At 69.5% G+C, this 21,705-nt stretch carries 20 protein-coding genes and 1 riboswitch; of the genes, 7 read left to right on the top strand and 13 right to left on the bottom strand.

What is annotated here, in order from left to right:
- Window position 1: 1 nt before the first annotated feature.
- The 7 genes from K7G19_RS01180 to K7G19_RS01210 all read right to left on the bottom strand — a co-directional run bounded on the left by K7G19_RS01180 (window position 2) and on the right by K7G19_RS01210 (window position 8,415).
- On the bottom strand, window positions 2–1,108 hold the full coding sequence (locus K7G19_RS01180; protein ID WP_150083436.1) for an S-(hydroxymethyl)glutathione dehydrogenase/class III alcohol dehydrogenase: 1,107 nt from the start codon (window positions 1,106–1,108) through the stop codon (window positions 2–4).
- Window positions 1,109–1,366: 258 nt separating this feature from the next.
- Window positions 1,367–2,863 carry an NTP/NDP exchange transporter gene (locus K7G19_RS01185; protein WP_226105308.1) on the bottom strand — a complete coding sequence of 499 codons (1,497 nt, stop codon included), beginning with the start codon at window positions 2,861–2,863 and terminating at the stop codon, window positions 1,367–1,369.
- Between the two features lie 25 nt (window positions 2,864–2,888).
- Window positions 2,889–3,848 carry an aldo/keto reductase gene (locus tag K7G19_RS01190; protein ID WP_226105310.1) on the bottom strand — a complete coding sequence of 320 codons (960 nt, stop codon included), beginning with the start codon at window positions 3,846–3,848 and terminating at the stop codon, window positions 2,889–2,891.
- A gap of 88 nt (window positions 3,849–3,936) precedes the next feature.
- Entirely contained in the window at window positions 3,937–5,298 is a 1,362-nt protein-coding gene (locus tag K7G19_RS01195) for a GntP family permease (RefSeq protein ID WP_149318135.1), read from the bottom strand.
- A 181-nt stretch (window positions 5,299–5,479) separates the two neighbouring features.
- Window positions 5,480–5,872, bottom strand: a complete 393-nt coding sequence (locus K7G19_RS01200) for a RidA family protein (RefSeq protein ID WP_006579898.1) — start codon at window positions 5,870–5,872, stop codon at window positions 5,480–5,482.
- 63 nt (window positions 5,873–5,935) lie between these two features.
- Window positions 5,936–7,486, bottom strand: coding sequence for an amidohydrolase family protein (locus tag K7G19_RS01205; protein ID WP_226105312.1), 1,551 nt, complete (start codon window positions 7,484–7,486; stop codon window positions 5,936–5,938).
- 2 nt (window positions 7,487–7,488) lie between these two features.
- The gene (locus K7G19_RS01210; protein ID WP_150083440.1) at window positions 7,489–8,415 is read right to left on the bottom strand and encodes a MurR/RpiR family transcriptional regulator; all 927 of its coding nucleotides are present in this window, start codon (window positions 8,413–8,415) and stop codon (window positions 7,489–7,491) included.
- A gap of 176 nt (window positions 8,416–8,591) precedes the next feature.
- Between K7G19_RS01210 and K7G19_RS01215 the strand changes: the two genes are divergently transcribed.
- The 4 genes from K7G19_RS01215 (at window position 8,592) to K7G19_RS01230 (ending at window position 13,802) form a co-directional block, all read left to right on the top strand.
- Complete coding sequence (locus tag K7G19_RS01215) at window positions 8,592–9,953, top strand: amino acid deaminase (RefSeq protein ID WP_226105314.1); 1,362 nt, start codon at window positions 8,592–8,594, stop codon at window positions 9,951–9,953.
- Between the two features lie 81 nt (window positions 9,954–10,034).
- The gene (locus K7G19_RS01220; protein WP_226105316.1) at window positions 10,035–10,970 is read left to right on the top strand and encodes a sugar kinase; all 936 of its coding nucleotides are present in this window, start codon (window positions 10,035–10,037) and stop codon (window positions 10,968–10,970) included.
- A gap of 100 nt (window positions 10,971–11,070) precedes the next feature.
- A complete protein-coding gene (locus K7G19_RS01225; protein ID WP_226105317.1) occupies window positions 11,071–11,712 on the top strand; it encodes a bifunctional 4-hydroxy-2-oxoglutarate aldolase/2-dehydro-3-deoxy-phosphogluconate aldolase in 642 nt (213 codons plus the stop codon).
- Window positions 11,713–11,990: 278 nt separating this feature from the next.
- Window positions 11,991–13,802: a phospholipase D family protein gene (locus tag K7G19_RS01230; protein WP_149318141.1), complete on the top strand. Its 1,812-nt coding sequence runs from the start codon at window positions 11,991–11,993 to the stop codon at window positions 13,800–13,802.
- A 138-nt stretch (window positions 13,803–13,940) separates the two neighbouring features.
- On the opposite strand, the gene K7G19_RS01235 is transcribed toward K7G19_RS01230, so the two are convergent.
- From K7G19_RS01235 to K7G19_RS01250, 4 genes are all read right to left on the bottom strand, one after another.
- Window positions 13,941–14,072 (bottom strand): entericidin A/B family lipoprotein, encoded by a 132-nt coding sequence (locus K7G19_RS01235; protein ID WP_149318142.1) that lies wholly within the window; start codon window positions 14,070–14,072, stop codon window positions 13,941–13,943.
- Between the two features lie 194 nt (window positions 14,073–14,266).
- The gene (locus K7G19_RS01240; protein WP_149318143.1) at window positions 14,267–14,800 is read right to left on the bottom strand and encodes a hypothetical protein; all 534 of its coding nucleotides are present in this window, start codon (window positions 14,798–14,800) and stop codon (window positions 14,267–14,269) included.
- Between the two features lie 19 nt (window positions 14,801–14,819).
- Window positions 14,820–15,248: a DUF6152 family protein gene (locus tag K7G19_RS01245; RefSeq protein ID WP_370639462.1), complete on the bottom strand. Its 429-nt coding sequence runs from the start codon at window positions 15,246–15,248 to the stop codon at window positions 14,820–14,822.
- A gap of 94 nt (window positions 15,249–15,342) precedes the next feature.
- Window positions 15,343–16,656, bottom strand: a complete 1,314-nt coding sequence (locus K7G19_RS01250; RefSeq protein ID WP_226105318.1) for a hemolysin family protein — start codon at window positions 16,654–16,656, stop codon at window positions 15,343–15,345.
- A 204-nt stretch (window positions 16,657–16,860) separates the two neighbouring features.
- Between K7G19_RS01250 and K7G19_RS01255 the strand changes: the two genes are divergently transcribed.
- Window positions 16,861–17,766 carry a helix-turn-helix domain-containing protein gene (locus K7G19_RS01255; RefSeq protein ID WP_149318146.1) on the top strand — a complete coding sequence of 302 codons (906 nt, stop codon included), beginning with the start codon at window positions 16,861–16,863 and terminating at the stop codon, window positions 17,764–17,766.
- Here the strand turns inward: K7G19_RS01255 and K7G19_RS01260 are convergent.
- Window positions 17,754–18,353 carry an acyloxyacyl hydrolase gene (locus K7G19_RS01260; protein ID WP_226105319.1) on the bottom strand — a complete coding sequence of 200 codons (600 nt, stop codon included), beginning with the start codon at window positions 18,351–18,353 and terminating at the stop codon, window positions 17,754–17,756. The two genes, K7G19_RS01255 and K7G19_RS01260, sit on opposite strands and share 13 nt — an antisense overlap.
- Window positions 18,354–18,592: 239 nt before the next feature.
- Window positions 18,593–18,783: riboswitch (FMN riboswitch) on the top strand.
- A gap of 237 nt (window positions 18,784–19,020) precedes the next feature.
- On the opposite strand from K7G19_RS01260, the gene ribB reads away from it, so the two are divergent.
- Together ribB and K7G19_RS01270 are read left to right on the top strand one after the other, a co-directional pair.
- The gene (gene ribB / locus K7G19_RS01265) at window positions 19,021–19,737 is read left to right on the top strand and encodes a 3,4-dihydroxy-2-butanone-4-phosphate synthase (RefSeq protein WP_150083445.1); all 717 of its coding nucleotides are present in this window, start codon (window positions 19,021–19,023) and stop codon (window positions 19,735–19,737) included.
- A gap of 140 nt (window positions 19,738–19,877) precedes the next feature.
- A complete protein-coding gene (locus K7G19_RS01270; protein ID WP_150083446.1) occupies window positions 19,878–20,534 on the top strand; it encodes a surface-adhesin E family protein in 657 nt (218 codons plus the stop codon).
- Between the two features lie 30 nt (window positions 20,535–20,564).
- On the opposite strand, the gene K7G19_RS01275 is transcribed toward K7G19_RS01270, so the two are convergent.
- On the bottom strand, window positions 20,565–21,047 hold the full coding sequence (locus K7G19_RS01275) for a hypothetical protein (protein WP_226105320.1): 483 nt from the start codon (window positions 21,045–21,047) through the stop codon (window positions 20,565–20,567).
- Window positions 21,048–21,705: the final 658 nt, after the last annotated feature.

Here is a 21,705-nt window from a genome sequence, read left to right on the forward strand (position 1 = left end):
CTTAGTACAGCACCACCGAACGGATCGACTCGCCGCGCTTCATCAGGTCGAAGCCCTCGTTGATCCGCTCCAGCGGCAGCGTGTGCGTGATCAGGTCGTCGATGTTCAGCTTGCCGTCCATATACCAGTCGACGATCTTGGGCACGTCGGTGCGGCCGCGCGCGCCGCCGAAGGCCGAGCCCTTCCACTCGCGGCCGGTCACCAGCTGGAACGGACGGGTCGAGATCTCGGCGCCGGCCTCGGCCACGCCGATGATGATCGACTTGCCCCAGCCCTTGTGGCAGCACTCCAGCGCCTGGCGCATGACCTTGGTATTGCCGATGCATTCGAACGAGTAATCGGCGCCGCCGTCGGTCAGCTGCACGATATGGTCGACCACGTTCTCGACCTCGTTCGGATTGACGAAGTGCGTCATGCCGAATTGGCGCGCCAGCGCCTCGCGGTTCGGGTTGATGTCGACGCCGATGATCTTGTCGGCGCCAACCATCTTCGCGCCCTGGATCACGTTCAGCCCGATGCCGCCCAGGCCGAACACCACCACATTGGCGCCGGCCTCGACCTTCGCCGTGAACAGCACCGCGCCGACGCCGGTGGTGACGCCGCAGCCGATATAGCAGACCTTGTCGAACGGCGCGTCGTCGCGGATCTTGGCCAGCGCGATCTCCGGCACCACGATGTGATTGGCGAAGGTCGACGTGCCCATGTAGTGGAAGATCGGCTTGCCGTCGAGCGAGAAGCGCGAGGTGCCGTCCGGCATCAGGCCCTTGCCCTGGGTCGCGCGGATCGCCTGGCACAGGTTGGTCTTGCGCGACAGGCAGAACTTGCACTGGCGGCATTCGGGCGTGTAGAGCGGGATCACGTGGTCGCCGGGCTTCAGCGAGGTCACGCCCGGGCCGACCTCCGTCACGATGCCGGCGCCCTCATGGCCGAGGATGGCGGGGAAGATGCCCTCGGGGTCCGCGCCCGACAGCGTGTAGTAGTCCGTATGGCAGATGCCGGTGGCCTTGATCTCGACCAGCACCTCGCCGGCGCGCGGTCCGGCCAGGTCGACTTCCTCGATGGTCAACGGGGCGCCTGCTTTCCAGGCGACGGCGGCTTTGGTTTTCATGGCGGCTTTCCTAAGGTGGCGACGCGCGGGGCGCGTGGCGGGTTCGATCGATGGCGGACGCGGGGCCGGCAGCAGCGGCAGCAGCGGCAGCAGCGGCAGTAGCGGCATCGCGCGTTATCGCACGGCACCGCGCGGCACCACCCAGCACCGCTCGGCTCCACGGGGTTCGGCCGACACTGTAATGCCTGCGGCATCGGCACGGCGGGGCAATGCTGCCCGCTTGGCCCCGCAAGCCGCCATTTTGGCCGAATGCGAGGGCTAGCGGCCCGGCATGCGGGCCGCGGCCTCGGCCGTGGCGGTCGCTGTCCGCGCCGGCAGGTCGGCGGCGCCCTGGTGGCGCCGGCCCAGCCACCACCCAAGCAAGCCCCAGACCAGGGTCAGCACGGCACCGGTCAGGGCGACCACCGCCGGATGGCCGGCCAGCGCGTCGATGCCGGTCTTGACCCAGGCGCTGACCGCATCGCCGGCGCGGTAGACCATCGTGTCGATGACGTTCTTGGCCTTGTACTTGGTCTCGGCATCGACCACGGTGAACAGCATCTCGCGGCCGGGCCGCACCAGCGCGTACTCGCCGACGCGGCGCAGCACCATCACGCCGGCCAGCACGCCGAACACCGGCCAGATCGCCAGCAGCACGAAGCCGCCCGCCACGGCCAGGGGCACCACCGTCAGCAGCGCGGTCACGCCGTAGCGCCGCGCGATCTGGCCGGAGAAAAACAGCTGGATCGCGATGGTGGCGGCCTGCACGATCGCGTCGATCGCGCTGAACACGCGCGTCTGCTCGGTGCGGTCGGGGAAAGTCTCCGCGACCAGCCGCGCCTGTTCGAAGTACAGGAAGGTGCTGGCGGTCGACAGCAGGATCACGAACAGCGCGATGCCGAGCAGATAGCGCGAGCGGGCGATCAGCGTCAGGCCGGCCAGCAGGCTGCCGCCGATGGGATCGCGCGGATCGTCGCGCGCGGGGCCGGCATGGTGCGTGGGTGCGGCGCTCGCCGCGGCATCGCGCGGCGCGATGGACCCGGCGCCAATGTCAGCCCTGGCCCGGGTCGCGACACCGGTTGCGGTACCGATCGCAGTACCGGCTGCGGCACCGGCCGCGGCCCCGGCCCCGGCCCCGGCCCGCGCCCGCCACCGGAACAGCCACGCGCAACCCGGCAGCGTCGCCGCCAGCAGCACGGCGGACAGCAGCATCAGCCCGGTCAGCCCGATCGGCCCGACCAGCCATCCCGACAGCAGCGGCCCGGTCAGCCCGCCGACGCTGGCGCCCGCCGCAATCACCGGAAACAGCCGGCGCGCCTGTTCGGGGCGGAACACGTCCGCCATCAGGCTCCACGCGACCGACACCACGAACAGATTGAACACCGACAGCCACACGTAGAACACCCGCGCCAGCCAGACATCGTCGGGCCGCGCGCGCGTGGCGAGCGCGAAGGCCAGCAGATTGGCGATGAAGAAGGCATAGACCCAGGGCACGAAGCGCCGCCGCGGCAGCCGCGAGCTGCACAGGCCGTACAGCGGAATCGCGGCCAGCATCACGACGAAGGTCGCGGTGAACAGCCATTGCAGGTTCTGCACGCCGCCGGCGATGCCCATCGTTTCGCGCACTGGCCGCAGCATGAAGTAGCTGGCGAACAGGCAGAAGAAGAAGCCGAATGCCGCGACTACGGCCGCGTGTTCGCCCGGGCGGATGCCGAGCGCGCCGAGGCGGCCGGGGCCGTGGCCAGGGTCGGGGTGCGGAGGCGGGGCGGCTGCCATGCCTGGCGATTGCGGTGGACGGGCGCTAGGTCAGCAGCGCCGCGATGCGCTCGCGCTGCTGCGCGTCCGGCATGCGGCCGAGCGCCGCGCCGAGGTTGTCGCGCATATGGCGGGGATTGGACGTCGCCGGAATCGCCGCCGTCACCGCCGGATGGCTGACGATGAATTTGAGGAACAGCTGGCCCCAGCTGCTGCAATCGAGTTCGGCCGCCCACGGCGGCAGCTGGCGTCCTTGCACCGCGCGGAACAGCCGCCCGTCCTGGAACGGCCGGTTGATCAGCACGCCGATGCCGCGCTGGCGGCACAGCGGCAGCAGCCGGCGCTCGGCCTCGCGCTCGCCCAGCGAGTAATTGATCTGCACGAAGTCGATCTTCTCGCTGCGCACGATCTGCTCGAGCCGCTCGTGCGCATCGGCGCGATAGTGGGTCACGCCGATATAGCGGGTCTTGCCCTGTTCCTGCAGCCGGCGCAGGAAACGCAGGTTCTCTTCCCAGTCGATCAGGTTGTGGACCTGCAGCAGGTCGACGGTGTCGCTGCCCAGCTCCTGCTGCGAGCGCGCCCATTGCGCCGGCGCGCTGCTGCTTGATGCCGAGATCTTGGTGGCGAGGAAGACCTGCCTGCGGCCATTGTGCAGGCGCAACAATTCGCCGGTGACGGCCTCCGCGGCACCATAGCTGGGCGCGGTATCGAGAACGGCGCCCGGCATCCGCAGCAGCAGCGACATCACCTCGGACAGCGGGCTCTGCTGCAGGCCCTGCGTCGGCGCGTCGAAGGTGTCGGCGGTGCCCAGGCCGATCACCGGCAGGGTTTCGCGCGTGCCGGGGATGGCGCGACGCAGCGGGCCAGCGCTGCCGCCCGCGGCCGGCGTGCCGGGGGCTGCGGACGCGGAGGCCGATGCCTGGCCGGGCTGGGCCCGTGCGGCGGACGTCAGCGTGCCCGCCAGCGCGGCGGAGCAGGCAAGGAAGCGGCGACGATCGATGGGCATGGCGTCTCCTGGCGAGCCGGCAACTTCCCGGCCATTGTAGGTAAGACGCGCCGATTTGGCACAGCCGCCGCCGCGGCCTTCCTCCCGCTCAGATCACGGTGGCCAGCCCCAACGTCAGCAGCAGCGCCACCACCGAGATGATCGTCTCGCAAACGGTCCAGGTCTTGAACGTCTGCGCCACGGTCATGTTGAAGTACTCCTTGACCAGCCAGAAGCCCGCATCGTTGACGTGCGACAGGATCAGCGAGCCCGCGCCGGTGGCCAGCACCAGCAGCTCGGGCCGCGTGCCCGGCACGCTGGCCGCGATCGGCGCGACGATGCCGGCCGCGGTGGTCATCGCCACGGTGGCCGAGCCGGTCGCGATGCGGATCATCACGGCGACCAGCCAGCCGAGCACCAGCACCGAGACGTTGGCGCCGGTGGCCACTTCCACGATCGAGTTCGAGATGCCCGAGTCGCGCAGGATGCGGCCGAAGCCGCCGCCGGCACCGACCACCAGCGTGATGATCGCCGTGGGCGCCACCGATTCGTTGGTGAAGCGCAGGATCGCCTCGCGATTGAAGCCGCGCGCCTTGCCGAAAGTGTAGAAGCTGACCAGCGCGGCGATCAGCAGCGCGATCACCGAGTTGCCGATCAGCTTGAGGAAGTCGTTGGCCCAGGTCTTGGGCGTCGTCACCAGGTCGGCGCCGCTGCCGATCAGCATCAGGATCACGGGCAGCAGGATCGTGAAGACCGTGATGCCGAAGCCCGGCAGCGCCTGGGCCGGCGCGGTGTCGTCGGCTTCCTCGATGAACTGCGCCGCCAGCGGGTTGTCGGCGGGCAGCTTGATATGGCGGTCCATCAGCTTCGCGAAGATCGGACCGGCGATCGCCGCGGTGGGGATGCCCACGATCAGCGCGTACAGGATCGTGCGGCCGATGTCGGCGCCGTAGGCGGTCACCGCCAGCAGTGCCGCCGGATGTGGCGGGATCAGGCCGTGCACCACGGACAGGCCGGCCACCATCGGGATGCCGACCTTGACCATCGAGGTGCCGGTGCGCTGCGCGATATTGAAGGCGATCGGGATCAGCAGCACGAAGCCGACCTCGAAGAACACCGGCAGGCCGACGATGAAGGCGATGGTCGCCATCGCCCAGTGCACGTTCTTCTCGCCGAAGAAGGCGATCAGCGTGCGCGCGATGCGCTCGGCGCCGCCGGACTCGGCCATCATCTTGCCGAGCATCGTGCCCAGGCCCACCACGAGCGCGATATGGCCGAGCGTGCCGCCGACGCCGGCCTCGAACGACTTGACGATCTCGTTCATCGGCATGCCGACCGAGAAGCCGAGCAGCACAGAGACGACTACCAGCGTGATGAAGGGGTTCAGCTTGAATCGCGCGATCAGCACGACCAGCGCGATCACGGCGATCAGCGCATACAGCAACAGCGTGGTTCCGGTGACTGGGACCATGTTGTCTCCTTGGGGTGCGCGGGGCCGGTCGGCGCCGCGGCGTATGAAAGAGGCCGCTGGCGCGGCCCGGTTGGGAAAAGGGAAGGGGAGGCGGCCTGGATTCGCTGTATCCGCCTGTATCCGCGGGATCAGGGCAATGCGCGGAATCGGCGAATCGGCTGAATCAGCGGATTCCGTGGATTCAGCCGCCCGGACGCTTGTAGGCGATGCAGTCGATCTCGACCTTGCAGTCGACCACCATGCTCGACTGCACGCAGGCACGCGCGGGCGGATTGGCGCCGAAATACTGCTTGAAGATCTTGTTGAACGAGGCGAAGTCGCGTGCGTCGTCGAGCCAGACGCCGCAGCGGACCACATGCTCGGGGCCGTAGCCGGCCTCGGCCAGGATCGCCAGCACGTTCCTGATGGCCTGGTGGGTCTGCGCGACGATGCCGCCGTCGACGACCTCGCCATCGACCATCGGCACCTGGCCGGACACATACAGCCAGCCGTCGGCAGCGACCGCGCGTGCGAACGGCATGTGCTGGCCGCCGGTGCCGGTGCCGCCTTCGACGCCAAAGCGTTGGATATCCATGAAGACTCCTTCGAACTGAATACGGGAAACGGTGAGCTTGAAACAGGGGGGGAGCGTGCGGCCTTACGTGTCCGCGATGTTGTCCGCGTTGCGGTTCGCGATGGTGTCCGCGACGGCGGGGACCGGCTCGCCGCGCGGCAGGAAATGCCCGGCGCGCGCGCCGGTGGCGCGCCGCTGCGACCAAGACAGCGTGCCGTTGACCCACACCGCGGCGATGCCCTCGGCCGGCTGCATCGGCTCTGTGAACGTGGCCGCGTCGCGGATCGTCGCGGCGTCGAACAGCACCAGGTCGGCCCAATGGCCTTCGCGCACGAAGCCGCGTCCCGCGAGGCCGAAGCGCTCGGCCGACAGGCCGGTCATCTTGGCGATCGCCATCGTCAGCGGAAACAGCTCGCGGTCGCGCGCATAGTGGCCCAGCACGCGGGGGAACGCGCCCCACAGGCGCGGATGCGGCAGCGGGTCGTTGGGCAGCCCGTCCGAGCCGATCACCGTGGCCGGATGCGCCAGGATGCGGTCGACGTCGGCGTCTTCCATGCAGTGATAGACCGCGCCCGCCGGCTGCAGGCGGCGGGCCGCCTCGTGCAGATCCACCTGCCATTCGGCCGCGATATCGGCGAGCAGGCGTCCGCCCATCGCGGGATGCGGCGTGGACCAGGTCACCATGATGTCGAAGTCGCCGGTGACCTGCTTCAGGTCCAGCGTCGACGAACTGGCGGTATAGGGATAGCAGTCGCAGCCGACCGGCTGCCAGCGCTGGGCGGCATCGAGCGCGTCCAGCACCGCGCCGCTGCGGCCCCAGTTGTCCACGCCCGCGCATTTGAGGTGCGAGATCACGACCGGCACGCGGGCATGGCGGCCGATGCGGAAGGCCTCGTCCATCGCGTCGAGGATCTCGGCGAATTCGCTGCGCAGATGCGTGGCGTACAGCGCGCCGGCGCGGGCCAGGGGCTCGGCCAGCGCCAGCACTTCCTCGGTCGGCGCGGCAAAGGCGTTGGCATAGGCGAGGCCGGTCGACAGGCCGAGCGCGCCGTGGTCCAGTGCCTCCTGCAATTGCGCACGCATCGCGGCGATCTCGTCGGCGCTCGCCGCGCGGTCCAGCCGGTCCAGATGATTGCTGCGCAGCGCCGTGTGGCCGACCAGCGCGGCCACGTTGACCGCGGGCCGCGCCGAGGCGATGGCATCGACGTAGGCCGAAAAGCTCGGATAGCGGAACGCGCTCGCATCGCCCAGCAGGTTCATCGGATCGGGCGGCTCGCCGCGCAGGGCCACCGGTGCCGCGCTGATGCCGCAGTTGCCGACCACCACGGTGGTCACGCCCTGCGACAGCTTCGGCGTCATCTCGGGCTGGCGCACCACGTTGGTGTCGTCGTGCGTGTGGACGTCGATGAAGCCCGGTGCCAGCACAAGCCCGTCGGCCTCGACGACCTCGGCGGCGGTGTCGGCGGCGATGCGTTCGCCGCCATCGTCGTCGGCATCGATGTCGACGATGCGGGCGATGCGGCCGTCGCGCAGCCCGACATCGGCGACGCGCGCGGCGGCGCCCGAGCCGTCGATCACGGTGGCGCCGCGGATCAGCGTGTCATAGGCGAAGAGGGTGTCCGAGCTCGCTGCCATGGTCAGTCTCCGAGCGGCTGACGGCTGTCGCGCATCCCCGCGCTGCCGCGCTCGCCGCTGCCCCGATGCGCGTCCAGCACGTACTTGAGTCGCCGCAGCCGTTCCTGGCTGTCGTCCTGCTGCAGCAACGCCAGCCGCGTGGCCAGCACGTCCAGCACCAGCAACATCGCATAGCGCGAGGCCGACGGCTTGAAGATGAAATCGGTCTCCAGCGCGCGCACGGGCAGCAGCACGTCGGCGCGCGCGGCCAGCGGCGAGCCCAGCGCGGTCACCGCGATCACGCGCGCACCGTATTCGCGCGCGACATCGCAGCTGGCCAGCATCTCGGGCACGCTGCCGCTGACCGAGAAGGCCAGCACCACATCGCCCTTGACGAGCGTGGCCGCGACCATCTGCTGCAGCACCGCGTCCTGATAGCTCGCGACCGGCCGGCCCAGCCGCGCCAATCGATAGCGCGCCTCGTCGGCGAGCCAGGTCGAGCCGCCACCCATGCCGAAAGCGTAGACCATGCGCGCGTCCTGCAACAGGCGCGCGGCGCGTTCGATCTGGGCCTCGTCGATCAGTTGGCGATTGGCCTCGAGCACGGCGACCACGTCCCCATGCAGGCGGTCGGTCAGCGAGGGCGGAGCCGCTTCCGCGCCCGAGTCCGCGCCGACGGTGCCGGGCTCGTGCTGCAGGAAGCGTTGGCCAACCGCGGTCGCGCGCGCCAGCCGCAGCTTCAGGTCGCGCACGTCGCGGCAGCCCAGCGCCTTGGCCAGGCGCGTGACGCTGGCCTCGCTGACGCCGGCCCTGCGGGCCAGCGCATTGATGCTGGCCGAGGCCGCGCCGGCGACGTCCTCCAGGATGACCTGGGCCACCTTCTGCTCGGCCAGCCGCAGCGTCGGGCCGCGCTCGGCGATGCGGGTCAGGATGTCGAAGGCAGCGGGCATGGGCTTGGCGAAGGGGTGCCGGACGTCGGGCCTGGCCTCGGTGAGGCCGGGGCATCGCAGCGTGTTACTTTATAACAAGGATGAAATATCGTAATTTCGCCGCTATCATTACGTCAATCGAAAATTTCGGCAGCGCGCCACAGTGTGTGGCTGGGCGCGGCAAGGCGGACAACGGCATGCGTGATATAAAGTACCAGAGCGGGATCATCGATCCGCTGAACAAGGCGCTCGGCAAGCTGGAGGCGCCGCTGGCGCCCGCCGAGGCCGCCACCGGCTGGCGCCTGCTGGACGAGGAACTGAGCCTGCCGGCCGCGGTGCTGTACGAAAGCCGGCTGGCCCACAACCTTGCCTGGATGCGCCGGTTCATGGACGAATATGGCGTGAAGCTGGCGCCCCATGGCAAGACCACGATGGCGCCCAAGCTGTTCGCGCGGCAGCTCGAGGCCGGCGCCTGGGGTATCACGCTGGCGACCGCGCAGCAGACCGCCGCCGCCCATGCGCATGGCGTCAAGCGGGTGCTGATGGCCAACCAGCTGGTGGGCCGGCGCAATATGGAGATCGTCGCCGACCTGCTGCGCGATCCCGATTTCGAATTCTTCTGCCTGGTCGACTCGGCCGAACTGGTGGACCAGCTCGGCACGTTCTTCCGCGCGCGCGGCCAGCGCCTGCAGGTGCTGCTGGAACTGGGCGTGGAGGGCGGGCGCACCGGCGTGCGCGACGCCGCGCAACAGCAGCAGGTGCTGGACGCGCTGGACCGTTGGTCCGACGCGCTGACGCTGGCCGGCGTCGAGATCTACGAGGGCGTGCTGCAGCAGGAGGCCGATATTCGCGCGTTCCTGCGCCGCACCGTCGCGGTGACGCGCGAACTTGCCGCGCAGGGCCGTTTCGGCGCGGGTGCCGAACCTCGCCCGGTGGTGCTGTCCGGTGCGGGCTCGGCCTGGTACGACGTGGTGGCGGAGGAATTTGCCGGCGCCGACATCGGCGCCCCCGTCGACATCGTGCTGCGGCCGGGCTGCTATCTGACCCACGACGTCGGCATCTACCGGCAGGCGCAGCAGCGCATCCTGGCCCGCAACCCGGTGGCACGGAAGATGCGGGAGAGTCTGCTGCCCGCCTTGCAGCTGTGGGCCTATGTGCAGTCGATCCCCGAGCCGGACCGCGCGATCGTTGGCATGGGCAAGCGCGACGCCGCCTTCGATGCCGGCATGCCGATTCCGGCGCGGCACTTCCGTCCCGGTTCGGCTGATCGCGGGGCAAAGGACGACGCAAAGGACGACGCAAAGGACGGGGCAAAGGACGGGGCAAGCGCGCGGGGAACCGCGCCGGTCGATACGCCGTCCATACCTTCTCACTGGGAGATCACCGGCATGATGGATCAGCACGCCTATCTGCGGATCGCGCCGGGCGACGATGTGCGGGTCGGCGACATGATCGCCTTCGATATCTCGCACCCTTGCCTGACCTTCGACAAGTGGCGGCATATTCCGGTGCTGGACGACGAACTGCGCGTGGTCGATATCGTGCAGACCTTCTTCTGAAGTTTCCCGCTTTTGCGGTCCTCCGGTCCTCCGGTTCCCCGGTTCTTCCGTTCCCCTTTCTCCCGTATCGGCGATCGCACCATGAGCATCGATATCCTGGCCTTCGGCGAAGCGCTGGTCGAGTTCAACCAGCAGCCCGACGCGCCCGAACGCTATCTGCAGGGCTTCGGCGGCGATACCTCCAACTTCTGCATCGCCGCCGCGCGCCAGGGCGCGCAGACCGGCTTCATCAGCGCGGTGGGCGCCGACAGTTTCGGCGAGCGCCTGCTGGCGCTGTGGACGCAGGAGCGTGTCGATACCCGCCATGTGCGCACCGACCCGCGGGCGCCGACCGGCGTCTACTTCGTCAGCCACGACAACCACGGCCATCGCTTCGACTATCTGCGCGCCGGCTCGGCGGCGAGCTGCTACAGCCATGACGATCTGCCGCAGCAGGCGATCGCCGAAGCGCGCTATCTGCATCTGTCCGGCATCAGCCTGGCGATCAGCAACACCGCCTGCGATGCCGGGCTCGCGGCAATGGAGCTGGCGCGCAAGGCGGGCGTCAAGGTCTCGCTGGACACCAATCTGCGGCTGCGGCTGTGGTCGCTGGCCCGCGCGCGCGGCATCATGCGAGAAGCGCTCGGGATGACCGATATCTGCCTGCCGAGCTGGGACGATGTCACGGTGCTGACCGGGCTCGACGACCGCGACGCCATCGTCGACCATCTGCTCGGCTGCGGCGTGAAACTGGTCGCGCTCAAGCTGGGCGAAGAGGGCGCCTACGTGGCGACGACGGATGCGCGCGCCCTGGTGCCCGCGTATCCGGTGCAGCCGCTCGACGCCACCGGGGCCGGCGATTGCTTCGGCGGCAGCTTCGTCGCGCGGCTGGCCGCCGGCGACGATCCCTTCGACGCGGCCCGCTATGCCAACGTGGCCGCCGCGCTGTCGACCACCGGCTATGGCGCGGTCGCGCCGATTCCCTCGGCGGAAACGGTGCTGGCGCGGCTGGCCGAATCCGTCTCGGTGATCCGATGATGGCGCCGGTCCGCGCTCGCAGTGCTGCCGTGCGGCGTTGCCGTGCGACGGCGGACGACGCTTCCTTTCAACCCGTACCGACTTCCTTCCCGATAACGCCATGCCCAGCCAATCTCCCTCGCTGATCGACCGCCTGGCCGGCGTGCCGGTCATTCCCGTGCTCGAGTTCCACTCCGTCGACGAGGCGCTGCGCGTCTCCGAGGCGCTGGTGGCCGGCGGCCTGCCGGTGCTCGAAATCACGCTGCGCACGCCGGTCGCCATCGAGGCGATGCGCGCGGTCGCCGCGGCCTTGCCGCAGGCAGTGGTCGGCGCCGGTACCGTGCTCGATGTCGCGCAGCTGCATGCGGTGCGCGATGCCGGCGCGCAGTTCGCCGTCTCGCCCGGGCTGACACCGCGGCTTGCCGAAGGCGCACGCGATGCCGGCATTTCGCTGCTGCCGGGTGTGGCCACCGCCAGCGAGGCGATGGCCGCGCTCGAGGCCGGCTTTACCTTCCTGAAGTTCTTCCCGGCCGAGGCCGCCGGCGGCATGCCGATGCTGAAGTCGCTGAACGGGCCGCTGCCGCGGCTGCGCTTCTGCCCGACCGGCGGCATCGACGCGGCGCGTGCGCCGGCCTATCTGGCCCTGCCGAACGTGGTCTGCGTCGGCGGCTCCTGGGTCGTGCCCAAGGACGCGGTCACCAGCGGCGACTGGGCGCGCATCCGCTCGCTGGCGGAAGAGGCCGCGGCGCTGCGGCGCAGCTGAGCGCCGGCTTCCTGCCGCGCAATTTCGGCGCTCCTTCGGTCCTTCTTTCGAGCGCCTTTCGCGCTCGTGCGGCGCTCGTGCGGCGCTCGTCCGGCGCTCGTCCGGCGCTTGTCCGGCGCTTGTCCGGGTCCGTCCGGCGCCGGCAAGCGCTCGGCATGCGCCAGCCCGGCGCGTCTCGCGCGCTGCAGCACGGCCGTTGGCGTGCTGTCGGACAAAGGCGGATTGTCCGGGCCGTCGGCGCCACCTAAGCTGACAGCATCCGGACTGATGGAGTCGGCATGACGGCGTTTGCGGTGTCGTGGGGGAAAGCGAGGCCGCGCACGGCGAGCTGGTTGCGCTGGCTCGCCACGGTGACGCTGGCGCTGAGCGCTTCCGCCTGCGCCAGCCTGCCGCAGGATGTACCACGCCGGCCCTCGACCGCCTTCGCCGGCTGGGCCGATACGCCGCTGGGCCAGGTCGTCGCCCGCAGTACGCCGGACCCGGCACTGTCCGGCTTCCACCTGGTGTCGTCCGGCGAAGAGGCCTACGGCACGCTGATCACGCTGGCCGACCGCGCCACCCGTTCCCTCGATCTGCAGTACTACATCGTTGCCGCCGACGAATCGTCGCGCGAGATCCTGCGCCGCGTGCGCGCGGCCGCCGAGCGCGGCGTGCATGTGCGGCTGCTGGTCGACGACCTGCACAGCGACGGCAAGGACCCGGCCTTCCTGCGTTTCGCACGCCATCCCAATATCGAGGTGCGCTACTTCAATCCGTTTCCCGCGGGGCGCTTCTCCAAGCTGACGCGCTTCATCAGCGTGGTCGGCGACGCCCGCCGGGTCAACCGGCGCATGCACAACAAGGTCTTCATCGCCGACAACGCGATGGCGATGACCGGCGGCCGCAATATCGGCAACGCGTATTTCCTGCGCGCGCCGGATACCAACTTCGTCGATCTCGACGTGGTGGTGGCCGGCCCCGCGGTGCGCAGGCTGTCGGCGGGCTTCGACGAGTACTGGAACAGCCAGTACGCCTATCCGGTGGAGGCACTCGCCAATCCGAACGAGGCGGCGCCGGGACCGGCGGGCACGCCGCCGGGTTCGGGCGTGCAGGCCGCCGGTAATCGGGAAACGGAAGGGGCGGGCGGATCGTCCGGCTCGGGTTCCGGCAGATCGGGCGTTGGCGGATCGGCCTCCGGTGCATCGGGCTCTGGTGGTTCGGGCTCCGGTGGATCGACCGGTTCGAGCGGTTCGTCTTCGCCGCCCGCGCCCGAGCAGGCGCTGGTCGACGAGGCCGCGCAGCGCGAGGCCGAGCAGAAGCGGCTGGAGGCGAGCGGCATGACGGCGCCGCAGAAGATCGATCCGAACAAGAGCTTCCTGGCGCGCGAACTGATCCGCGGCGGCAAGCTGAACTTCGAATGGGCGCGCGCCAGCGTGCTGGTCGACAACCCCGCCAAGGTCGAGCCCGACAAGCTGCCAGACAGCGACGACACGCTGGCCGACGAGGTCGCGCGGATGATGAACGAGGCGCGGCAGGAGATCATCATCATTTCGCCGTACCTGGTGCCGGGCAAGCGCGGCGTCGAATGGCTGACCGGCCTGGCCCGTCGCGGGGTCAAGATACGCGTACTGACGAACTCGCTGGCGGCGACCGATTCGCCGATCGTGCACGTCGGCTACAAGCGCTATCGGAAGGAACTGCTGCGCGCCGGCGTCGAGCTGCACGAGCTGAAGTCACGGCTGCATCGGCAGCAGCGCGCGGTGGGGGATTTCAAGTCCTCGCAGGCGAGCCTGCACGTCAAGGCGGCGGTGGTGGACCGCACCACGCTGTTCGTCGGCTCGATGAATTTCGATCCGCGCTCGATCACGCAGAACACCGAGACCGGCATCATCGTGCGCAACGAGCGGCTGGCGGGGCAGGTGGCGCAGCTGTTCACGGGCGCGATCGGCGTCAACAGCTGGAGGCTGCAGCTGTCGGAGGACGACAAGCTGCAATGGGTGGACGGGCAGGGCAAGCAGGCGGTGGTGCTCGATACCGAGCCGGATACCACCTGGTCGCAGCGCTTCTGGATCGACGTGCTGACGCCCTTTACGCCGGAAGAGCTGCTGTAAGCCGCCGGCAGCGGCAAGGCGCCGGCTGCATCAAGGCACCCGCTGCCCAGGCTCCGATTGCAGCAAGGCGCCGACTACTGGAGGCGCCGGCAGGCCGCCGCGCATCTGGCGGGCGGCCTGCCGGGTTGCCTGCCTGGCTTACTTGTGACGATCCGCCGCGCCTTCGAGCTTCTGGCCGCCGCGCTGGATGTCCTGGCCGAGCCCGGCCATCGTGTTGCAGCCGGTCAGCAGCACAGCCAGCATCAGACCGAAAATCCAACCTTTTTTCACACTGCGCTCCTTTTGAGATGTTGCGAACGGGGCGATTTTACAATTGGTGCGGCCCGCTGCGCACAGGGCAGTGTGGCTATTTGTAACGGCCGGCCGGGCGGACGAACGGGCAGGGCGCCGAAGGGGCGCAGAGCGGACGCAAAACGGATGCGGAAGGTGCCGGAAGGGGCAACGAAGGGGGGACGGTGCCCTCCCTAGACGTAGGCGATCAGCCTTCCGGCCGCGATCACCAGCGTCCAGGTCAGCAGCGACAGCACCGCCGCGGTGCGCGCCGCGCGCGGCGGCCGGACGCCGACGTTCCAGTCGGCCACGGCAGCGCCGCTGCGGGCCTCGCCCGGGCCGGCCGCCCGCTGCAGGGCCCGGTACGGCCACAAATGAAACGCCAGGGCATTGAGCAGCCCCAGGGCGATCAGGGCCAGCTTGGCATACAGCGCGGGATTGGTCGCCAGTTCGTCCGCATGCGCCAGCAACAGCAGGATGCCGCTGATCGCCACCGCGACGAAGGCTGCCATCGTCAGCGGCAGAACCTGGCGCAGCAGCGCCGTCACCGGCAGATTGCGCCAGAGCCCGGCGAGGCGCAGATCGACCACGGCGATGGTGCCGAACAGCAGCGCCATGCCGGCCAGGTGGACGATCTCGACCAGCGGATAGGCCCAGGCGGAAGCGCGCAGCGCGCTCGACAGCGGCAACGCCGCCAGCGTCGCGCCGAGTTCCGTCAGCGATGCCACGGCGGGCGGGGCAGGCCGATCAGCGCAGTTCGACGGTCTGGCCGTCGAGCACGATCCGCTCGGCGCGCATCTCGTCGCCGTGTTCCTTGCTGGGATAGCCGACGATGGTGACCTCGCGGCCGACCGCGACCTTGTCGGCGGTCGCCCCGCGCGCCTGCATCCGCGAGATCGGCGCCAGCACGGCGAGCCAGCGCTTGCCGTTGGCATCGATCCGCACCATCGCGTGCGGGTTCTCGTATTTGACCTCGGTCAGCTTGCCGGTCAGCGTGATCGGCTTGCTGTCGTCATAGCTGGACCAGCCGTGATGGGCGGCGGCCGGGCCGGCCAGCAGGGCGGCGAGCGCCGCGGCGCAGGAAAGCGCGGCCAACGGGGCGGCGCGCATCGCTGGGAACCGGTGGAACGGGCGGGACAAAGCGGACAGGCGGGACAAGCGGGACAGGTGGGACATGGCGGATCTCCGTAACGGCAGGCAGCGGGCGGGCAGCGGACGGAACGCATGGAAGCGGACGGCGGGCGCCGTCCGCTGCTGAGTATAGCTCCCGCTAGCCGGTCGTATCGGGCTCCGGCCCTTCATCGGAGGGCAGCGGGGTGGCCAGCACCTTGTCGATGCGCTTGCCGTCCATATCGACGATCTCGAACTTCCAGTCCAGCCAGCTGACCGAGTCGGCGATCTGCGGCAGCCGTCCCAGCAGCAGCAACAGCATGCCCGACAGCGTGTGATAGCGCTCCTTGTCCTCCTCCGGCACGCTGCGCAGGCCGATGCGGTCCTTCAGCTCGGGGATCGGGATCAGGCCGTCCAGCAGCCAGGAGCCGTCCTCGCGCTGCACCGCCCATTCGTCGCCGGCGATGTCCGGCTTGAACTCGCCGGTGATCGCCTCGATCAGGTCCTGCAGCGTGACGATGCCCAGCACCTCGCCGTACTCGTCGATGACGAACGCCATCTGCCCGCCGGACGAGCGGAAATGTTCGAGCAGCTCCATGCCGGTGACGCTCTCCGGCACATAGACCGGGGCCTGCATCACCGCGGCCAGGTCGGTGGCCTCGCCGCGCAGCTTGCGCGCCAGCAGCTGGCGCGCGCTGACCACGCCGATCACGTCGTGCATGCCGCCGCGCACCACCGGAAAGCGCGAATGGTCCGACTCCTCGATGCGGCGCAGGTTTTCCTCCAGCGGCAGCTCGACGTCGAGGCTGATCACGTCGCCGCGCGGCACCATCAGCGAAGTCAGCTGGCGGTCGTCGAGCCGGAACACGTTGCGCACCATGGTGTGCTCGTGGCGCTCGATCACGCCGGCCTCCGAGCCCTCGACCAGCAGCGCGTGGATTTCTTCCTCGGTGACCGCGGGGCCGGCGCCGCTCTTGACGCCGATCAGCCGCAGCACCAGCCGCGTCGAGCTCGACAGCAGCTTGACGAAGGGCGTCGAGGCGATCGCCAGCCAGGACAGCGGCCGCGCGACGGCGCGCGCCAGCGTTTCGGGCGCCAGCTGGCCCAGCCGCTTGGGCACCAGCTCGCCGAGCACAATGGAAAAGTAGGTCAGGCCCGCGACCACGATCGCGGTCGCCACATAGCCTGCGGTGGGCTGCGCCATACCGAGTCCCTGCAGCCAGATGCCGAGCGGCTGTGCCAGCGCGGACTCGCCCACCACGCCGTTGAGCACCCCGATCGACGTGATGCCGATCTGCACGGTGGACAGGAAGCGGGTCGGATCCTCGCCCAGCTTGACCGCCTCGATCGCGCCGCGGTCGCCCTCGTCGATCAGCTTCTGCAGGCGGGCCTTGCGGGCCGAAACCAGCGCGATCTCGGACATGGCGAACACGCCGTTGAGCAGGATCAGCGCCAGCAGGATGGCTATTTCCATCGGGTTGCGCGCCCTACGCGCGCGGGTGTTGTCGAGCCGTCAAGCATAACATCGGCATGTGGCCGGTCCGGCTTCGGTCCGGCTTCGGTCCGGCTTCGGTACGGCTTCGGTACGGCTTCGGTACGGCTTCGGTCCGGCTTCGGTCCGGCGTTCATTACCTGGCAGGTTATCGCCAGCGCGCGCACCGCATGCTGTAATGCGGCCATGGACACGCTGACCCCCGCCTCCGAAACCGCCCTCGACTTTCCCGCCCTGCTGCGCTACTGGCGCGGGCGCCGCGGCTACAGCCAGCTGGCGCTGTCGCTTGCCGCGGGCGTGTCGCAGCGCCATATCAGCTTTCTCGAATCGGGCCGCGCCCGGCCCAGCCGCGAGATGATCCTCGCGCTGTCGGACCGGCTCGGCGTGCCGCTGCGCCAGCGCAACCGGCTGCTGCTGGCGGCGGGCTTCGCCCCCGCGTACAGCGAGCATGCGCTGGCCGAACCACCGCTGCAGATGGTGCGCCAGGCCATCGCGCTGATCCTGGCCAAGCAGGAGCCGTACCCCGCCGTGGTGCTGGACCGCTTCTGGAATATCAGCGACGCCAACCGTGCCTATCGCCGCATGGTCGACGCGCTGCTCGACGGACGTCCCGCGGCGGTGCTGCCCGAGGGCCTGGGCAACGATGCCGGCGGCGGCCCGCGCATCAACCTGATGCTGACCGTGTTCGATCCGCAGGGCCTGTGGCCGCTGATCGAGAACGCCCATCAGGTCGGCCGCTATCTGCTGCGCCGGGTCTGGCAGGAGCTGCAGGCGCAGGCGCACGACCGCGTCGCGCGCGAGATCTTCGCCCGCATCGCGCAATGGCATCCGGAGATGATCGGGCCGGGCGGCGTGCCGCATGCCGACGAGGAAGCCAGCGAGGGCCCGCTGCCGCCGGTGCTGCCGGTGGTGCTGCGCGCCGAGGGCTTCCAGGCCTCGCTGTTCTCGACGCTGACCACGCTGGGCAATCCGCACGACGTCACGCTGCAGGAACTGCGGATCGAATGCTTCTTCCCGGCCGACGAACCGTCGCGCCTCGCGCTCGAGGCGCTGGGGCGCGACGCCGAGCCAGCCGCCGTTCAGAACCGGTAGCGCAGATAGGCGGTATGGAAGTCCGAGCCGGGATTGGGCTTCTTGATGCCGGCATTCGAGATGTGCTGGTAGCGGTAGCCGATCGCGAAGCGCTGGTCCTTGCCGAACGCGATGCCGACGCCCGCCATGTCCGAGAACTGGAACGCGGTCGACATGGTGTGGTTGTCCGACGTTCGCGTTCCGCTCATCAACCGCACGCCGATCGATGCCTCGAGGAAGGGCACCCACCGATGGCGCTGCCACGCCAGCCTGAACACCGGCTGCGCGCCGATCTCCCACAGGTTGCGCGGATTGGCGTCGCTGGTGCTGTCCCAGCGCGCGACATTGAGCTCCCACGAGAGCCCGAGCCGCAGGCCCATCGGGTCGCCCCAGCCGAAGCCGGAGTCCCAGCCGAAGGCGATATCGACCTTGCGCACGTCGGTGCGGCTGTCGGTGCCGTAGCCGATCTGCACGGTGGGGTCGGCCCATGCCGCGCTGCCGGCAATCAGCAGGGGCAGGGCGGCGAGCCAGCGCAGCGCGCGCGCGGCGTGACGGGAAGGGGAAGGGCGGCGGGACGGGCGGGCAAGCGGATTGTCGTCGAATGGCATCGTGATCGCGGCAAGAAAAACGGGAACGGGAAACGCGGGCGAGAGCGCGGAAAGCCTGCGCGGCGCCGGGGTTTCGATGCCCGCATGGCGGGCGCGGCGTCGGCGCAAGTCGTTTAGTTGTAGTACAGATCGGGCGCTTACGCCGCATCGCGTGCTAACATCGCAACGCCGGCGCGGGCCTCCGCCCCCGGGAATCGGGCCACGATTCCTCGAAGGGCAAGCGCGTTTCGCCGGTTTCGTTACGTCTTCAGGGCGGGGTGAAAGTCCCCACCGGCGGTATGCCGAACGCGTTCTCCGACGCGCCGGCGAGCCCGCGAGCGCCCGCGTCGATCCATGTTTTCCTTTGTCTGGTACATGGATTCGCGCGGGGTCAGCAGACCTGGTGAGAGGCCAGGGCCGACGGTCATAGTCCGGATGAAAGAAGATGGGCGAGCAAGCATCGCTGCCGCTTCACTGCCGCTTCACTGCGGTCAGGCTGGAACGGCGCGGGCCTGCGCGGTCGGGTGCCTCGTGCATGCGGCTCCGCGGTTCGTTGCCTTGCCATGCGCGAGTGGGCGGCGTCGTGAACGATCACGCAGGCCGGCTTCGGGCCGGCTCTCGTGCGCGCTCCCGCTTGTGACGCCAATCCCCTGAAACGCCCGTTGATCTTTACGCAAGGAGCGTTTCAATGCTGTCCGCTATCTCTTCCCACGATATCGCTTCCCCCGACCACGCCGCCTCCGCGCAGGCCGCCGTGGACCCTGCCGCCGCCATCGTGCCGGCGCTTCCCCACGATCTGCCGACCCGCATCGAGCAGGCCCTGCAGGCCATGCGCGAGGGCCGTCCCGTGGTGCTGATGGACGACCACGACCGCGAGAACGAGGCCGACCTGATCGTCGCCGCCGAGCGGCTGACGCCGGGCAATATGGCGATGCTGATCCGCGAATGCAGCGGCATCGTCTGCCTGTGCCTGACGCGCGAGAAAGTCGCGCGGCTGGGCCTGCGGCCGATGGTCGAGAACAATCGCAGCCAGTACGGTACCGCGTTCACGGTGTCGATCGAGGCGAGCACCGGTGTCACCACCGGCGTCAGCGCGGCCGACCGGATCACCACGATCCGCGCCGCGATCGCCGACGACGCGGGGCTCGACGCGGTGGTCAGTCCCGGCCATGTGTTTCCGCTGGTGGCCGCCGACGGCGGCGTGCTGACCCGGCGCGGCCATACCGAGGGATCGGTCGATCTCGCGCGGCTGGCGGGCCTGTCTCCGGCCGCGGTGCTGTGCGAGCTGATGAATCCGGATGGCACGATGGCCCGCTACGAGCAGGCGCTGGTCTTCGCCGCGCAGCACGATCTGCCGGTGCTGACCATCGCCGAACTGGTGGCCTGGCGAGAGCAGGGGCACTGAGGCCTGGGGGCGGACCGTTCCGGCCGCGGCGGCGCGTCGCTGTGCGACAATGCCGCCTGTCGCGCGGCCCATGCATCATCGTGGGCCGCGCCCGCCGCCGGTCCCCGGGCCGTCCCCGTTTCACCAACGCGCCCCGCATCATGTCGTCTCGTGCCGCCACGCCCGCACCGCGCCGCCGCGCTCTCAGCGCCGGCGTCGCGCCGTTTCGTTACCGTTCCGCCGAATCCACCGCATCCAGATCGATCGCGCCGCTGCTGCTGCTGGCCGTCACGCTGACGCTCGCGCCCGCGCTCAGTCCCGATGCCCACGCCGACACCGCTCGCGGCAAGGTGCTGCCCGCGGCGGCCGCCGGGCTCTATCAATGCCAGGGGCCGAACGGCGGCACCGTCTTTCGTTCGACGCCGCGCGAAGGCTGCGTGACGCTGGCCGCGCCGGACCCGTCCGCTCCGGACCCGCAGCGCTGGCTGCCGTTGATGGGCGCCAATGGCGTGATCTCTTATCTGGACCAGCGTTCGGTGCGCCGCAAGGGCGCGCGCATCGGCGTCGTCGTGATGCGCAACGCGCCGGTCGGCGGCGCCATCCACACGACCAGCGGCGAGCCGATCCAGTCGTCGCTGCGGCGCATGGTGCTGGACTGCGCCACGTCGATGTACGCGGTGGTCGAGCAGACGCTGTTCCCGCGCCGTTTCGCGCGCGGCGAACCGCTTTATACGATCCGTTCGCCGCAGCGGGCCACGCCGCAGGTGGCCTCATCGGGCTCGCTGGCCAGCGAGATGATGGCGCGCCTGTGCCGCTGAGCACTGCGCCGAACGGCTTTTCCTTGTTTCCTATTCTTCGTCGACAGCCCGCGCCCGCCAGCGGCCGTCCGGCTGCCTGCAGAACCAGCCGGTCCAGCTTTCCTCGTTGCTGGACCGCTGCAGCTCGCTGCGAATCTGGCGGCAGGGCTGGCCGTGGTCGGTCTTGCTCTGCAGCGGCGTGATCCTGGCGTAGGTGGCCGGGCGCCGCGGCGTGGCCTGGGTTCGCCACGAGACCGGGGTGCCGTCCTCGGTCGTGTTCAATGCGCGATTGACCGCGGAGGCGAAGGCGCGCGCCTCGCTCTGCGTCATCGTGCCGACGATCGTGCTGGTCAGATAGTGGTCGACATAAGCCCATGTGGGCGCCGCCGCGCACAGGGCCAGCGCAAACACCAGCGCAAACGCTAGTACACGCGCCAGTGCAAACGCCAGTGCAGGCGCAAGGCGCCGCGGCAGCGGCAGGCGGGCGCGCGCCGAATGCGGCATCGGCAGGCGGGCAGGCGCTGCGTGCGGCATCGCTTCCCCCTTGTCAGCGTGGTGGGCGTGGTCGGCCCGGTTTCACGCGGGCGCGCCATCGAACGGATCGGTCGATTGTAGTGCGCGCCGACCCGCGGCGCGGCTCGCGCGCGCCGGCCTGCGTGTTCCGTCCCACCAAGGCAGGGTTTTGTCGGACAGCCTCCGATTGACGCCGCAATGACACGGGCCTAGTTTCAATCGTCGCGCCCGCTGCGGCACGTTCGTGTTCCGGCGCTTGCCGCCCGCACGGTACGGCCGCATCCGCAACCGACCGCGTGCCGTCCGGCGCGCATCCGATCCCGACACCGATTCGCTGCTCCTGCGCGCAGGACGACAGGAGCGGACAGGCCATGCGCGCCCGTCGTGGCCATGGGCCTTGTTGCGGTGCAACTTCGGCGCCATTTGACTGATGAGGAGGATACCCGACGTTGATCAATCAAGAGGCGGATAAGCAACAAACGTTTCAAATTGTTGCAACCGTTGCGTGACCGAAACGTGACTTTTGGTAGGCAAATTTGTTAAGGTTTTGTCCCGCATTGCAGCAAATCCAACAGCTTCCAAGCGTCACCAAAGTCACAGCCCCCGGCAACGTCCGTCATGGGGCGGCTCAGGCACCGGTTCTCCGGCCTGGCCATCGACGAGTTTCCGCGCCACTGTC

The organism is Cupriavidus sp. DB3 (genome assembly GCF_020418465.1).
GTDB classification, from domain to species: Bacteria; Pseudomonadota; Gammaproteobacteria; order Burkholderiales; family Burkholderiaceae; genus Cupriavidus; species Cupriavidus cauae.